Here is a 14,809-nt window from a genome sequence, read left to right on the forward strand (position 1 = left end):
GCGGCCGATACCGGACCTGGCCGCCGCTGATGCCGTAATTTGGTTACACTGGCAACTTCATCCCATCGTCCCTCTTCAAAGCTTCCGGTCATGCATCCCTCAATCCGCCCGGCCACTGCCGCCGACGCCGCTGCCATCTGTGGCATCTACAACCACTACGTCGACACCACCGTCATCAGTTTCGAGACCGAAGCTGTGACTGTCGAGGGCATGGCCGCCCGTATTGCGGATGTGCAGGCGCAGTTCCCCTGGCTGGTGTTCGAACAGGAGGGCGAGGTGCTGGGCTATGCCTACGCCAGCAAATGGAAGCCGCGCGCGGCCTACCAGCGCTCGGTGGAAAGCTCGGTCTACCTGCGTCACGACGCCGGCGGACGCGGCATCGGCAAGCTGCTGTACGGTGAGCTGTTCGCGCAGTTGAAACCCCTGGGCGTGCATCTGGTCATCGGTGGCATCGCCCAGCCCAATGCGGCCAGCGTGGCCCTGCACGAGAGCCTGGGCTTCGTGAAATGCGGCGTCTTCAGCGAGGTCGGCTACAAGATGGGACGCTGGATCGACGTCGGTTACTGGCAGCTCAAATTGCAAGAGGCCCAATGATGAGATCGACCCGCGCCGCCAGCGCCATCGAGCGCCTGAACACCCGCACCGAATCGCGCGAGTATTCCATGCTGCGCACCTCCGATGAGCGTTTCATCCTGACCCGCCGCGTGGCCGGCCAGCCGCTGGAAAAGCTCAATGAAGCCATGGAACTGGACGACTTCGTCAGCTTCGTCAACGCCCAAGGACCGCAGAAGGCCAAGCGTGTCAGCAAGCTCGATGTGCAGTTCGAAAAGAACATGCGCAACAAGAAAGAACAAACGCCACCCTGAGGTGGCGTCCGTCGATACCGGCTTGCACCTGGGCGGCGTCAGTCGGCCAGCGTCGCAATCACCGGCGCGTGGTCGGAAGGCTGCTCCCACTTGCGCGGCACCTTGTCGATGACGCAGGCGGTACAACGCGGCACCAGCTCTTCGGACAGCAGGATGTGGTCGATCCGCAGGCCACGATTGAGGCGGAAACCCATCTGCCGGTAATCCCACCAGCTATACATCTTCTCCGGCTGTTCGAACAACCGGTAGGAGTCGGTCAGGCCCAGCGCCTGCAGCTTGCGGAAGGCCTCGCGTTCCGGCTCCGACACCAGCACCTGACCTTGCCAGGCCACCGGATCGTGCACATCGCGGTCTTCGGGCGCGATATTGTAGTCGCCCAGCAGCGCCAGTCGCGGGTTCTTGGCCTTCTCCTGCGCCAGCCATTCGTGTAGCGCCGCCAGCCAGTTCAGCTTGTAGGGATACTTTTCGGACTCCAGCGACTGCCCGTTGGGAATATAGGCGCAGACATAGCGCACGCCCTCGATGGTGGCGGCGATGATGCGCTGCTGCTCGTCCGGGAACAAGGGGTTGTTCTTGACCACGCCACTCATCGGATGGCGCGACAGGATGGCCACGCCGTTATAGGTCTTCTGGCCCGAGAATTCGACCAGATAACCGGCGGCGGCGATCTCGGCGGCGGGAAACTTGTCGTCGGTGAGCTTGGTTTCCTGCAGGCAGAGCACGTCGACCGGATTTTCTTCCAGCCATTTCAGGACCTGAGACAGGCGGACCTTGAGGGAGTTGACGTTCCAGGTGGCGATTTTCATGGTGGTTGCAAATTCCTTTTGTGGCGCGGCTTTGCGCGGTATGGGTAGCTGGAAGATCTGCCTGGCTACCCACCTGGCTACTCACCCTGGAAGGCGTGGACGTGCGCGCAAAGTATTGCTGGGGCGCCACTATAGCATCAGCAGCTGGCCCTGTTCTGCGGGTGGAGCGATATCGGGGCGTCCCTCACGCGGCGCGAGCCAATGGCTGCACCTCTTCGGCGATACGTCCCGCAAGCTCAATTTCAGCCATCTTGAGATCGTAAGCCAATTGCAGATTGAGCCAGGACTGGGCATCGCCGCCAAAAAAACGGGCCAGGCGCAATGCCGTATCAATAGTCACAGCGCGCTCTTCCCGCAGGATCGCAGAAATGCGAGGCGCGTCGACGCGCAGTGCCTTGGCCAGCGCGTTGCCGCTCATGTTCAGTTCAGCTAAATATTCTTCCCGCAGTATTTCGCCCGGATGGATGGGGCGCATTCCGTTGACTGGTGCATTCATGATGTTTCCCTCTCAGTGGTAGTCAACAATCTCCACGTTTGCAGCGCCGACAGCACCTTGGTCGTGCCAGACGAAGCAAATGCGGTATTGGCTGTTGATTCGGATACTGTGCTGGCCGGCGCGGCTGCCGGAGAGCGCTTCCAGGCGGTTTCCCGGGGGCGAGCGCAGGTAGTCCAGCGTCGACGCCGAATCAAGCATCTGAAGCTTGCGTTCTGCGACTTTGCGGAAGTTTGAAAATCTTGCGACGGCGCGCCCTTGAAACAGCGCTTCGGTGTCTTGGCATCGGAAGCTAAGTATCATGGAGATACCGTATAACGTTGAGCGTTATGCGTCAAGCGTTATGAATGTTAGGTGGGGCCGTACGATAAAAGTTTCACATGCACTTGGTATTGATGCTATCGATTTATGTAATTTCTATAGATTTATTTAATTGAGCGTGCTGAGCATGCGTACCAGCTGACAAGTGGCATAGCGTCCCACCGACGATAGCTACGACAAGGGGAACGGCCTTGCGGCCGTTCCCCTCGCGCTTGTCAACGATCAGAGTGCGGCGACGATCAAGCCGGCATCATCTGCGCGCTGGTCATCTGCGCGCCGTCATCACCGGCTTTGCGGCGGCGACGGTAGGCGGCGAAGCCGACCAGGCCCAGGCCGCCGATCATCATGGCGGTGGTGGAGGCTTCCGGTACCGGTGCCACGCTGATGTTGCCAGCGAAGCTGCCGCCCGCCGAACCCAGGACAGTACCCGCTACCGACAGGGTGTACAGACCGCCGGTCAGGCCGTTGGTGCGCAGGCTGAAGGTCTGCAGGTCACCGCTGGAGAGCTGGGTGCCGGTGTAGGTCTGACCATTGCCGCTGAGCGTAAAGCTGCTGATGCCCACGCGGGAGAGACCATCCAGTGCGATCGAGACCAGGGCCGACGACACCGCAGTGCCAGCACCGCCGACGTTGAAGGTGAAGTTTTCCAGGAAGGTCTGGCCGGTGGTGTTGTCGCCATAGCGGGCGCTGAAGGTCGACGTGGCGTCGGTCCAGACCAGTGCACGCGTGCGTTCCAGATCGGCTGCGCTGGCCGAGGATGCCATGGCGACGAACGCGGACGCGATCAGGAAACTGCTCAACAGTTTTTTCATTGGGATACCTCTTTCGGGTTCGATTGATTGGTTGATTTTGAAAGCACTGCAAGGGGGATTTTTTACGTCGACGGGTTTTGTTATTGATGTTGGCGAGGTCGACGCGGGGTGTCCCTGTTTTTGATTTTTGTTCGACGGGACGTGCAGAGAATAATAGAAAAATACTAACTTTTACAACTGATTATTACGTTTTACAGGTAACAGGTGTTGCGCTGTAGGATTCCTGGAAGTCGCTCTGGTAAAGGGTTTCCGACGATGAGCTTAAATTTCTGTGTGGATTTGTTTGGGTGCAGAAACTAAGTTTTTGAAGCGCTCAGGCGTTCCCGCCAGTTGGAAAAGCGCAGCGAAAGAGGCGTCGGAAAATCTGCACTTGTGGATGAGGTCGAGCTTGATCAAGCTCGGCCTTAAGAGGCAAGCTCTGCAGTGGCCGTAATGACCCTGCAGAGCCAGGTGGGGAGGGATTACTTGAAGCGGTAGCTTACTGCCACGATGGCGGTGTCGTCGGTATGGCGGCGTACCAGCGGACTGTCGCTGACGCTGTTGTCGAGCCACTTGCGACGCCAGTGCAGGTTCAGGTGCCAGTCGCCGGTGAGCGGCACATCGGCAGCCAATCCCAGGGTGGGACTGGTGGACGCGCCGGCGCGGTACTGACGCACGCCGCTGGCGGCGGATTCGCTGGCCGAGACGCCGAAGAAATAATCGTTGTAGCTGGCGCTGCGATATTCGACGCCGACCTGTGGGTAGAAGCTCACCGGTCCGACATCGAACTGGGCGGCATAGATGGCTTCGGCCAGGGTGCCATGGGACTTGTTGAAGTCACGGAAGACGTTGAGGAAGAAGGCGCCGAACGGGGTTTCCTGGTAGGTGCCCAGGCCCAGCGGGATGGGATCGGAACGACGTTGCAGGCCGCGGTCGGCATCGAAGCCTTGCAGGTCGACGCGTCCGGCCAGCTCCAGGTAGCCGTAGCCCATGCGCGCGGTCTTGATGCCGAAGGTGTCGAGGCGGGCGAAGAAACGCCCGTAGTCGAAGTAGGTGTAGGGCAGGACCGTGTTGCGGGCACTGCGGTCGAGGCCGTTGCGTTCGAGCCGGTAGGCGCCGGCACCGAGGTCACCGGTGATGCGGTCGTGCAGTTGCAGCGGATCGGCACTCGCGGTATTGCTTGCGCTGGTGTCGGCTTGCTGGGCCAGTGCAGGCAGGGCGCAGCAGGCCAGGGTCAGGGTGGCGAGTATTGTTTTCATGATAGGCAGTGGTGGTGGAGCCAGATGGCATTGTAGCGGTCGTCAGGCTGCCCCGGCGGCTTGCGTGCCGGGGTGCTGGCCAGATGCGGCCGGTCAGCAACAGCCGGGGCAACGTGGCAATGAACAACGATGAACAATGGCCTGCCATTGCGGCAGGCCATTGTCGGCGCGTGTTGAGCCTTCTTCAGCCTTCGTCAGCGACGAAGCCTCAGGACGCTTGCATCGGCGGGTAGTCGGTATAGCCTTCGGCGCCGCCACCATACAGCGTGGCCTGGTTGAAGTCGGCCAGGTCGGCGCCGGCCTTGAAGCGCTCCACCAGGTCGGGATTGGCGATGAAGGGGCGGCCGAAGGCCACCAGGTCGGCCAGGTTGCCTTGGCGCGCCTTCACGGCCATCTCCAGGTCATAGCCGTTGTTGGCGATGTAGATGCCCTGGAACAGGTCGCGCAGCACCTGCAGGTCGAAGCCCCCGGCCACCTCGCGCGGGCCGCCGGTCGCGCCCTCCACCACGTGCAGGTAGACCAGCTTGTAGCGGTTCAACTGCTGCACCACGTAGCTGAAGAGGGCCTTGGGATCGCTGTCGGCAATGTCGTTGGCCGGGCTGATCGGGGACAGGCGGATGCCCACGCGTTCGCTGGGCACGACCGAGGTGACGGCGGCCACCACTTCCAGCAGCAGGCGGGCGCGGTTTTCGATGCTGCCGCCGTAGGCGTCGGTGCGCTGGTTGGTCTTGTCGCGCAGGAACTGGTCCAGCAGATAACCATTGGCGGCGTGGATTTCGACACCGTCGAAGCCGGCCTGCATGGAGAGCTGGGCGGCGGTCTTGTATTGCTCGACGAGGGCGGGCAGTTCGGAGAGTTCCAGCGCACGCGGTTCGACGAAGGGCTTGAAGCCGCTTTCGGTGAAGGCGTTGCCTTCGGGCTTGACGGCCGAGGGCGCTACCGGCAGGGCATTGCCGGGTTGCAGGTCAGGGTGGGAGATGCGGCCCACGTGCCAGAGCTGCAGGAAGATGCGGCCGCCCTTGGCGTGCACGGCATCGGTGATCTTCTTCCAGCCGGCCACCTGGGCCTGGTCATAGATGCCGGGAGTCCAGGCGTAGCCCTTGCCCTGCGGCGAAATCTGCGTGGCCTCGGCGATGATCAGGCCGGCACCAGCGCGCTGGGCGTAGTACTCGGCCGCCAGTGGCGTGGGGACATCGCCGGCCTGGGCGCGGCTGCGCGTGAGCGGGGCCATGACGATGCGGTTCTGCAGTTGCACCGCACCCAGTTGCATGGGCTTGAACAGGTCACTGCTGGCGTGGACGTTGGCACTGGTATTGGCGTTGGTCATGCTGTTCCTTTCTTGTTGGCATTGAAGGGGGCGACAGTGGTCGACCCTGTTACCGACCACGGCGGATCGGCAGCGTTCCGAAAATGGATCAACAGTCTAGACGGGAAGCGCTTTGCTTGCTGGCGGCCGGTCGTATGACCTGTTCTTGCCGAAGGGTAATGCATGGCGCCGGGACGAAAAAAAGCCACCGCTTGCGCGGTGGCCGTTACGGCATCTGGCGGGCTACCTTGGTGGGCCCGCCTGAGCTCGTTTGGAATCGCCTCAGCCGCGTGCCGAGCGGGCCCGCGCCTGGCCGAGCAGCCAGGTGGTCAGCAGCGGCACCGGGCGGCCGGTGGCGCCCTTGGCGGCGCCGCTCTTCCAGGCGGTGCCGGCGATGTCCAGGTGGGCCCAGGTGTACTTGCGGGTGAAGCGCTCCAGGAAGCAGGCGGCGGTGACGCTGCCGCCCGGCTGGCCGCCGATGTTGGCGATGTCGGCGAAGTTGGACTTCAACTGCTCCTGGTAGACCTCCTGGATCGGCATGCGCCAGGCGGTGTCGCCACTGTCGCGGCCAGCGGCCAGCAGGCCATTGGCCAACTGGTCGTGGGCCTCGTCTTCACGGGTGAACAGGCCCGTGTTGTGATGGCCCAGGGCCACCACGCAGGCGCCGGTCAGGGTGGCGATGTCGATCACGGCGGCTGGCTTGAAGCGCTCCACGTAGGTCAGGGCGTCGCACAGGATCAGGCGGCCTTCGGCGTCGGTGTTGAGCACTTCGATGGTCTGGCCGGACATCGAGGTGACGATGTCGCCCGGCTTGGTAGCGCGGCCGGAGGGCATGTTTTCGCAGGTCGGGATGACGCCGATGACATTGAGCTTCAGGCCCAGTTCGGCGATGGTACGGAAGGTGCCCAGCACCGAGGCGGCGCCGCACATGTCGTATTTCATCTCGTCCATGTTCAGGCCCGGCTTGAGCGAGATGCCGCCGGTGTCGAAGGTGATGCCCTTGCCCACCAGCACCACCGGGGCGTCCTTGGACTTGCCGCCCAGGTGCTTCAATACGATGAACTTGGGCGGCTGGTCGCTGCCGTTGGTGACCGACAGGAAGCTGCCCATCTTGAGGGCTTCCAGTTGCTTGCGGTCCAGCACTTCCACACCCAGCTTGAATTCCTTGGCCAGCTTCTTGGCGGTATTGGCCAGGTAGGTCGGGGTGCAGACGTTGCCGGGCAGGTTGCCCAGTTCCTTGGTCAGCGCCATGCCGTTGGCCAGGGCCACGGCCTCGCCCAGAGCTGCCTTGGCGGCCACGCCGTCGGCGGCGTTCACCAGCAGGGTGATCTTCCTGACGCCGGTGGGAGCGGGGTCCTTCTTGCTCTTCAGGGTATCGGAACGATAGATTGCGTCGCGGCCGGCCAGTACCACGTTGCGGATGGCCCAGGCCAGGTCGCGGCCCTTGATGCCATCGAAGGGCAGGGCCAGGGCGGCGTCGTCGCAGCCCAGGGTGGCCAGGCAGCGCACCAGGCCGGCGCTGGCGGCGGCGAAGCTCTTGTCGGCGATCTCTTCGTCGGCGCCCAGGCCCAGCAGCACGATGCGTTCAGCGGCGATGCCGGTGACGCCGCGCAGCAGCAGGGTCGAGCCCGGCTTGCCGGAAATGTCGCCCGACTTCAGCGCGGCGCTGATCGCGCCCAGCTTGTCCAGTGCCCCGGCTGCCTTGGACAGCTTGCGGTTTTCATAGATGCCAACGACCAGCGCGCCGGTCTTGACGGCGGTCACGGCGGTTTTTGCGTCCAATGTTTTTGTGCTAAAGTCCATCGTTCGTCCTTTGTATGAATTACCTGGCGATTATAGAGCCCATTTCGACGCCACGCGCGCGTGAGTTCGGCCAGCTCGGCCAGTTCCGGATGCGTCGCAGGGCCAGGCCACCGATTCATTGACCCCGATACCAGAGACAATTCCAGCATTCCCATGATTTTCCAGCGCGCTCTGCGTCGCGAACTGACCAGCACCGCAGGTGGGGTCTTCACGACGCTGTTTACCATCACGCTGACCGTGATGCTGATCAAGATCCTCGGCCAGGCCGCCGGTGGGCAGGTGGCGTCGCAAGACGTACTGGCCCTGATCGGCTTCCAGTCGCTGAACTACATGCCCATCATCCTGATCCTGACCGGCTTCATCTCGGTGTTGCTGGTGATGACGCGCAGCTACCAGGATTCCGAGATCGTGGTCTGGTTCGCCTGCGGTCTGTCGCTCACGCGCTGGATCGTGCCGATACTGAAATTCGGCTGGCCCATCGTGGCCCTGGTGGCGACGCTGTCCTTCGTGGTCACGCCCTGGGCCAACGAACAGAGCAGCGAGTACCGCAGCCGCTTCGAGCAGCGCGAGGACATCGCCCGCGTCTCCCCCGGCAAGTTCCAGGAATCGGCCGCGGCCAACCGCATCTTCTTCGTCGAGGGCATTTCCGGCGACGCTTCCAAGGTGCGCAACATCTTTGTCAATACCATCAATGCCGACGGCAAGAACAGCGTGGTGGTGGCCAAGGAAGGCGAGACCGTCATCGATCCCGATGGCGAGAAGTTCGTGGTCATGAACAAGGGTCGCCGCTATGACGGCTCGCCCAGCCTGCCGGATTTCCAGATCGTCGATTTCGAACGTTATGGCCTGCTGATCGGCAACCAGTCGCAGGCGGCTGCCGGCGAGCGCTCGGCACGGGCGCTGCAGATGGGTGAGCTGCTACAGAAGAGCGACGGCTATGCGCGCGGCGAACTGCTGTGGCGTATCGCCTTGCCGCTGATGGCATTGGCCCTGATGCTGCTGGCCATCCCGCTGTCCTTCGTGAACCCGCGTGCCGGCCGTTCGCTGGGCCTGCTGGTGGCGCTGCTGCTGTTCGTGGTCTACAGCAATACGGTCAGCGTGTTCCAGGCCTCGGTGGCGCAGCAGCGCACCAGCTTCATGATGGCCTGGTGGCCGGTGCACGTGATCGTGGCAGCACTGATCGTGGGCATGTTCGTGCTGCGGCTCAATATCAACCATCCCTATCACCCATCCCGGTTGTGGAGCCGTGTGCGCCGCGCCATGACGTTCCAGCGCGAGGCCTGAGATGAGAGTCATCCAACGTTACTTCACCTCCGAGATCACGCGCTCGGTGCTGTTCGCGCTGGCGGCCTTCCTGGCGCTGTTCGCCTTCTTTGAAATGATGGGCCAGCTGGAGCAGGTCGGCCGCAATGGCTACAAGCTGCAGGAGGCGGTGTTCTACGTGCTCATGGGTTTGCCCGGCAACGTCTATGAACTGATGCCCACGGCGGTGCTGATCGGCACCATCTACACCCTCTCGCAACTGGCGGCGCGCTCCGAATTCACCATCATGCGGGTCTCCAGCATGTCTACCGGCATGGCGGCCAAGGTGCTGCTGCGCATCGGTGTCGGTTTTGCGGTGCTGACCATCGTCTTCGGCGAGCTGATTGCGCCCAAGGCCAGCGAGTGGGCCGAGAAGCTCAAGCTGCAGGCGCAGGGGGCGTCGATGTCGTCGCAGTTCCGCTCGGGCATGTGGGCCAAGGACGTGATCAAGGACAAGGGTCTGGAAGGCAACGTCACCGGCAGCCGCTTCATCAACATCCAGACCGTGCAACCGGATGGCCGTATCGAGGGCGTCAAGCTCTATGAACTCGATACCGATTTCCACATGGCCCGCATGATCACTGCCAAGTCCGGCCTGTACGAGGGCAATCACCAGTGGGTGCTCAATGAGGTGGTGCAGTCCGATTTCACCGGCGGCCGTGACCGCAAGATCACCGAGCCGGTCAAGACCGTCAAGACGGCCCAGATGAAGCTGGTCTCGGAGGTGACGCCGGAAATCCTGTCGGTCCTGTTTGCCGATCCGGACCGCATGTCGGCCTATGACCTGCTGGCCTATACCAAGCACCTGGAAGCCAACAACCAGCGCACCGACCGCTATGAAATCGCGTTCTGGAAGAAGATCGTCTACCCGCTGTCCATCTTCGTGATGATGGCGCTGGCGCTGCCCTTCGCCTACCTGCACTTCCGCGCCGGTGGCGTGAGCCTGAAGATCTTCACCGGCATCATGATCGGCGTGTGCTTCCAGTTGATCAACAGCCTCTTTTCCCACCTGGGTTTGCTCAATACCTGGCCGGCTTTCGTCACGGCGGCGCTCCCCAGCCTGCTGTTCATGGCGCTGGCGATCGGCGCCCTGTGGTGGGTGGAACGCACCTGACCCCAGTTGATCTCAGCTGATCCCGTCTCAACCCGATACGACATCCGCATGCAACAAAGCCTGATCCTCTTCGCCCATGGCGCCCGCGACCCGGCCTGGGCCGCACCGTTCGAACGTCTGCGCACGCTGACCCGCGCAGCCATGCCGGCTGTCGGCGTGGAGCTGGCTTTCCTGGAACTGATGCAACCGGACCTGCCCACCGTGGTGGCGCAGCAGGTGGCGGCCGGTAGCCGGCGTGTGACGGTGATCCCGGTATTCCTGGGGCAGGGGGGGCATGTGCGGCGCGACCTGCCGCAATTGCTGGAGCAGTTGCGCCAGGCACATCCGGAGGTGGAGATTCGCACCGTGCCGGCGGTGGGCGAGGATGAGGCCGTGCTGCAGGCGATTGCCGCCTATTGCATCGGGACCTTGCAGACCTGACGGGTCCGCTCCGCTGGCGCTGCAAACAAGGATGGCCCGTCGTGACGGGCCATCTTCTTTTGGGGCAGCTGACTGGGTTGTGGCCGGATCAGAACAGGCGCGCGCCGTTCGGCACTGCCTGGTCGGGCTGGAATAGCACCACCTCGCCCTGGGCATCGGGGAAGCCCAGCGTCAATACTTCCGACATGAACTTGCCAATCTGGCGCGGCGGGAAATTGACCACCGCCGCCACCTGCCGGCCCACCAACTGCTCCAGCATGTAATGCGTGGTGATCTGGGCGCTGCTCTGGCGTACGCCGATGCCGGGGCCGAAGTCGATCTTCAGCTTGAAGGCTGGCTTGCGGGCTTCGGGGAAGGCGTCGGCGGCAACAATGGTGCCGATGCGGATATCGACCTTCAGGAAGGCGTCGAAATCGATGGCGTCGGCGGCGGGGGCATTGGTGTCGTGCAGGAGGTGCATGGCGTTTTCAGTCGCGGTCGGCCAGGGCCGGACCGATCATCACCAGCACCGGTCCACTGCAGGCCTGCAGCCCGGCTTCCAGGCCGGCCAGTTGCAGGTGGTAGATGTGCTGGTCGGGGCGGCTGCAGTTTTCCACCACTACCACCGGGGTATCGGGCGCATGGCCCAGCGCCAAGAGGCGCTGCGCGGTGGCCGTGGCTTCGCGGCCACCCATGTACTGCACCAGCGTATCGCCATTGGGCATGCGCACTTCGTCCGGCTCGTCCACGCCCGTGCTGGAGGTGAACAGCGACACGCTGCGCGCGATGCCGCGCCGGGTCAGCGGGCGCTTGGCCGCCGAGGCGGCGGCCAGGGCGGCGGTGATGCCGGGGACGATCTCGTAGGGGATATGGTGTTCTTCCAGGGCCCGCATTTCCTCGTCGGCACGGCCGAAGAGCATGGGGTCACCGCCTTTGAGGCGCACCACGCGGCGGTATTGCTGGGCGGCTTCCACCAGTTTTTGGTTGATGACCGGCTGGGCGGTGGAGCGCTGGCCACTGCGCTTGCCTACCGATACCTGTACGGCTTGCGGGCAGAGGGCCAGGATTTCTTCAGTGACCAGGGCGTCATGCAGCACGATGTCGGCCTGCGCCAGCAGGCGCGCAGCGCGTACCGTCAGCAGGTCAGCCGCGCCGGGGCCGGAGCCGATCAGCCACACCCAGCCCGGATGTTCCGGGCTGGGTGTGGGTGAGTCGGAAGAGGATGGGTTTGCTGCCTGTTCGGTGGCCATGGCCTTGGTACAAGGTACGATTGCGGATCGAAGGAAAATCAGTCGATCCGAATCATACCAGCGGCCACGGTCTGGTGGCTCACTTCGTCGATCAGGATGAAGGCGCCGGTGGCGCGGATATCCTGGTAGCCGTCGGCAGCGATGGGGGCTTGCACGTTCACGCTGATGCGGGCGATGTCGTTGAGCTTCAAGGTATCGGCCGGGCGGCGTTCCTGGGTATTGATGTCCAAGAGCGTATCGACCTTGGACACACGCGCTGCCACCTGCTTGGTGGTGTGCTTGAGCCAGTACTTGCGGCGCAGATCCAGCGGTTCCTCCGAGAGCCAGCAGACATCGGCATTGACGGTCTTGAGGATGGTCGAGGGCTGGGCGGCAGCGGCCAGCAGGTCGCCGCGGGAGATGTCCAGGTATTCGTCCAGCAGGATGGTCACCGACTGGCCGGCCGTGGCCGACTCCAGGGAACCGTCCAGGGTCTGGATGTCCTTGACGGTCGCGCTCTGGCCGCTGGGCAGCACCACCAGCTTGTCACCCTTGGCGACCTTGCCGGCTTCGATGCGGCCCATGTAGCCACGGAAATCGTTGGCTTCATGACCGTTGTGGCGCGCCACCAGCTGCACCGGGAAGCGGAAGGCTTCTTCGTGCGCATCTTCGTAGACCGAGAGCGACTCCAGCAGGGTGATCAGGGTCGGACCCTGGTACCAGGACAGGCGCTCGCTGGCGGTGACCACGTTGTCCCCGGCCAGGGCCGACAGCGGAATGGCATGCACATCCTTCAGGCCCAGCTGCTGGGCGAACTGCTGGTAGGCGCCGACGATGCGGTCGTAGACGGTCTGGTCGTAATCCACCAGGTCCATCTTGTTGACGGCCACGATCACGTGCTGGATCTGCAGCAGGTGGGCGATGGTGGAGTGACGCTTGGTCTGGGTCAGCAGTTCGACGCTACCGTCATCTCCGAGCTTTACCTTGGACACATCCACCAGGATGATCACCGCGTCCGCCGTGGAGGCGCCGGTGACCATGTTGCGGGTGTACTGCTCGTGGCCGGGGGTGTCGGCAATGATGAACTTGCGCTTGGGCGTGGCGAAGTAGCGGTAGGCCACGTCGATGGTGATGCCTTGCTCGCGCTCGGCTTCCAGGCCGTCGGTCAGCAGCGACAGGTCCACCGTGTCACCCACGGTGCGCTTGTGCTTGGCGCGCGAGATGGCGTCGAGCTGGTCGGCGAAGATGCCCTTGCTGTCGAACAGCAGGCGGCCGATCAGGGTGCTCTTGCCATCGTCCACGGAACCGGCGGTGATGAAGCGCAGCAGGCCGCGTTCGTGCGCGGGCGCGGCGGCGTTGGCCAGTTGTTCTTGGGTTGCGGCGGCGTTCATCAGAAATATCCTTCCTTCTTGCGTTTTTCCATCGAGGCTTCGGACGTCTGGTCGTCCATGCGGGTGGCGCCGCGCTCGGTAATCTGGGTCACTGCGGTCTCGGCGATGATGGCGTCCACCGACGTGGCGTCCGAGGACACCGGGCAGGTGCAGGAGATGTCGCCTACGGTGCGGAAGCGCACCACCTGCTTTTCCACGGTCTCGCCGTCGCGGGCCGGGGTCAGGTCGGTCAGCGGTACCAGCAGGCCATTGCGCGGGATCACTTCGCGCTCGTGGGCGAAGTAGATCGAGGGCAGGGCCAGGTTTTCGCGGGCGATGTATTGCCACACATCCAGCTCGGTCCAGTTGGAGATGGGGAAGACGCGCATGTTCTCGCCCGGATGCACGCGGGTGTTATACAGGTCCCACAGCTCGGGGCGCTGGGCCTTGGGGTTCCACTGGCCGAACTCGTCGCGGAAGGAGAAGATGCGTTCCTTGGCGCGGGCCTTTTCTTCATCCCGGCGCGCGCCGCCGATACAGGCGTCGAACTTGAATTCCTCGATGGTTTCCAGCAGGGTCACGGCCTGGGCGGCATTGCGTGAATCGGTCAGCGGGTTGCGCAGGCGCACGGTGCCGCGCTTGATCGAGTCTTCCACCGAACGCACCACCAGGCGCTCGCCCAGTTCATTGGCGCGGCGGTCACGGAACTCGATGACTTCCGGGAAGTTGTGGCCGGTGTCGATGTGGACCAGCGGGAAGGGGAACTTGCCCGGGCGGAAGGCCTTCTCGGCGATGCGCAGCAGCACCACCGAGTCCTTGCCGCCGGAGAACAGCAGCGCCGGGTTGCTGCACTCGGCCGCGACCTCGCGCATGATGTGGATGGCTTCCGATTCCAGCCAGTCGAGGTGACGGTTGCTGGCGTTGTCCAAAAAGAGTTTGTCTACCGCAGTGTTCATGCCGGGCCTTCCGATGCTTTGCTTGTTGTGGCTTTGATTGTTGCTCTGGTTGAATTCTTGATCAGCCCGCCGCGTGCGCCTTGATACGCACCAGCTTGCCATCGACCACGTGCAGGCCGCATTCCTTGGAGTCCGGGTTCTCCCACCACCAGCGGCCGGCGCGGATATCCTCGCCGGGCTGGATGGCGCGGGTACAGGGCTCGCAGCCGATGGACGGGTAACCCTGATCGTGCAGTGGATTGTAGGGCACTTCGTTGGCGCGGAGGTAGTCCCAGACGTCCTGTTCCGACCAGTCCGCCAGCGGATTGAATTTCTCCATGCCGTGGGCTTCATCGCGTTCCTGCACGTGCAGTTCGGCACGCGTGACCGACTGTGCGCGACGCTGTCCGGTGACCCAGGAGGCCTTGCCGGTGAGGGCGCGGTTCAGCGGCTCCATCTTGCGGATGTGGCAGCATTCCTTGCGCAGTTCCACGCTGTCATAGAAGGCATTGGCGCCGTTCTTCTGCACGTAGGCTTCTATGGCCTCGGGTTGCGGACGGTAGGGCGCGACCTCGTAATCGTAGGTTTCGCGGATGCGGTCCAGCATGCCCACGGTTTCCTTGTGCAGGCGGCCGGTTTCCAGGGTGAAGATGCTGATGCGATCCTGCAGCTTGCCGCGCAGGATCAGGTCGGTCAGCACCATGTCTTCGGCCGCCAGGCTGGAGGCCAGCGCCGCCGGGGCGTATTCGGCGGCGATGTGTTCCAGCGTGGCCTGGGTCTTGGCGATCAGTTCTTGCAAGCCTGGGTTAGCCATG

At 63.3% G+C, this 14,809-nt stretch carries 17 protein-coding genes; 5 read left to right on the plus strand and 12 right to left on the minus strand.

From position 1 onward, the window contains the following. Nucleotides 1-90 precede the first annotated feature (90 nt). Together I5R65_RS13725 and I5R65_RS13730 are read left to right on the plus strand one after the other, a co-directional pair. Nucleotides 91-594: an arsinothricin resistance N-acetyltransferase ArsN1 family B gene (locus I5R65_RS13725; protein ID WP_006712791.1), complete on the plus strand. Its 504-nt coding sequence runs from the start codon at nt 91-93 to the stop codon at nt 592-594. Beyond that, entirely contained in the window at nt 594-866 is a 273-nt protein-coding gene (locus I5R65_RS13730; RefSeq protein ID WP_102664331.1) for a hypothetical protein, read from the plus strand. The genes I5R65_RS13725 and I5R65_RS13730 overlap by 1 nt, the downstream gene beginning before the upstream one ends. Before the next feature lie 38 nt (nt 867-904). Here I5R65_RS13730 and xth read toward each other — a convergent pair whose 3' ends face one another. The 7 genes from xth to I5R65_RS13765 form a co-directional block, all read right to left on the minus strand. Continuing rightward, nucleotides 905-1,672: an exodeoxyribonuclease III gene (gene xth, locus I5R65_RS13735; protein ID WP_180668207.1), complete on the minus strand. Its 768-nt coding sequence runs from the start codon at nt 1,670-1,672 to the stop codon at nt 905-907. A gap of 184 nt (nt 1,673-1,856) precedes the next feature. After that, nucleotides 1,857-2,168, minus strand: coding sequence for a HigA family addiction module antitoxin (locus I5R65_RS13740; RefSeq protein WP_180668208.1), 312 nt, complete (start codon nt 2,166-2,168; stop codon nt 1,857-1,859). A gap of 12 nt (nt 2,169-2,180) precedes the next feature. Further along, complete coding sequence (locus I5R65_RS13745) at nt 2,181-2,468, minus strand: type II toxin-antitoxin system RelE/ParE family toxin (RefSeq protein ID WP_180668209.1); 288 nt, start codon at nt 2,466-2,468, stop codon at nt 2,181-2,183. A gap of 257 nt (nt 2,469-2,725) precedes the next feature. Further along, the gene (locus tag I5R65_RS13750) at nt 2,726-3,298 is read right to left on the minus strand and encodes an FxDxF family PEP-CTERM protein (protein WP_180668210.1); all 573 of its coding nucleotides are present in this window, start codon (nt 3,296-3,298) and stop codon (nt 2,726-2,728) included. A 461-nt stretch (nt 3,299-3,759) separates the two neighbouring features. Next, nucleotides 3,760-4,536 (minus strand): MipA/OmpV family protein, encoded by a 777-nt coding sequence (locus I5R65_RS13755; RefSeq protein WP_180668211.1) that lies wholly within the window; start codon nt 4,534-4,536, stop codon nt 3,760-3,762. A gap of 208 nt (nt 4,537-4,744) precedes the next feature. After that, a complete protein-coding gene (locus I5R65_RS13760) occupies nt 4,745-5,863 on the minus strand; it encodes an alkene reductase (protein WP_180668212.1) in 1,119 nt (372 codons plus the stop codon). 261 nt (nt 5,864-6,124) lie between these two features. Continuing rightward, nucleotides 6,125-7,645 carry a leucyl aminopeptidase gene (locus tag I5R65_RS13765; RefSeq protein WP_180668213.1) on the minus strand — a complete coding sequence of 507 codons (1,521 nt, stop codon included), beginning with the start codon at nt 7,643-7,645 and terminating at the stop codon, nt 6,125-6,127. Nucleotides 7,646-7,798: 153 nt separating this feature from the next. Here I5R65_RS13765 and lptF point away from each other — a divergent pair, with 153 nt between their 5' ends. Genes lptF through I5R65_RS13780 form a run of 3 tightly spaced genes read left to right on the plus strand, consistent with a single transcriptional unit; the run spans nt 7,799 to nt 10,481 of the window. Next, nucleotides 7,799-8,929: an LPS export ABC transporter permease LptF gene (gene lptF / locus I5R65_RS13770; protein ID WP_180668214.1), complete on the plus strand. Its 1,131-nt coding sequence runs from the start codon at nt 7,799-7,801 to the stop codon at nt 8,927-8,929. Between the two features lies 1 nt (nt 8,930). Beyond that, nucleotides 8,931-10,061, plus strand: a complete 1,131-nt coding sequence (gene lptG, locus I5R65_RS13775) for an LPS export ABC transporter permease LptG (protein ID WP_006712775.1) — start codon at nt 8,931-8,933, stop codon at nt 10,059-10,061. Nucleotides 10,062-10,109: 48 nt separating this feature from the next. Next, entirely contained in the window at nt 10,110-10,481 is a 372-nt protein-coding gene (locus I5R65_RS13780) for a sirohydrochlorin chelatase (protein ID WP_180668215.1), read from the plus strand. Between the two features lie 88 nt (nt 10,482-10,569). Here the strand turns inward: I5R65_RS13780 and I5R65_RS13785 are convergent, their stop codons facing one another. The 5 genes from I5R65_RS13785 to I5R65_RS13805 all read right to left on the minus strand — a co-directional run bounded on the left by I5R65_RS13785 (nt 10,570) and on the right by I5R65_RS13805 (nt 14,808). Continuing rightward, the gene (locus tag I5R65_RS13785) at nt 10,570-10,941 is read right to left on the minus strand and encodes a tRNA-binding protein (RefSeq protein ID WP_180668216.1); all 372 of its coding nucleotides are present in this window, start codon (nt 10,939-10,941) and stop codon (nt 10,570-10,572) included. A gap of 7 nt (nt 10,942-10,948) precedes the next feature. Then, nucleotides 10,949-11,710: a uroporphyrinogen-III C-methyltransferase gene (gene cobA / locus I5R65_RS13790; RefSeq protein ID WP_180668217.1), complete on the minus strand. Its 762-nt coding sequence runs from the start codon at nt 11,708-11,710 to the stop codon at nt 10,949-10,951. A 38-nt stretch (nt 11,711-11,748) separates the two neighbouring features. Further along, nucleotides 11,749-13,080, minus strand: coding sequence for a sulfate adenylyltransferase subunit 1 (locus I5R65_RS13795; protein WP_180668218.1), 1,332 nt, complete (start codon nt 13,078-13,080; stop codon nt 11,749-11,751). Further along, complete coding sequence (cysD, locus tag I5R65_RS13800) at nt 13,080-14,015, minus strand: sulfate adenylyltransferase subunit CysD (protein WP_180668219.1); 936 nt, start codon at nt 14,013-14,015, stop codon at nt 13,080-13,082. The genes I5R65_RS13795 and cysD overlap by 1 nt, the downstream gene beginning before the upstream one ends. A 61-nt stretch (nt 14,016-14,076) precedes the next feature. Next, nucleotides 14,077-14,808 carry a phosphoadenylyl-sulfate reductase gene (locus I5R65_RS13805; protein ID WP_180668220.1) on the minus strand — a complete coding sequence of 244 codons (732 nt, stop codon included), beginning with the start codon at nt 14,806-14,808 and terminating at the stop codon, nt 14,077-14,079. Nucleotide 14,809 lies beyond the last annotated feature (1 nt).

The sequence above is a fragment of the Herbaspirillum sp. AP02 genome (assembly GCF_015767275.1).
Classification (GTDB): Bacteria; Pseudomonadota; Gammaproteobacteria; order Burkholderiales; family Burkholderiaceae_D; genus Herbaspirillum.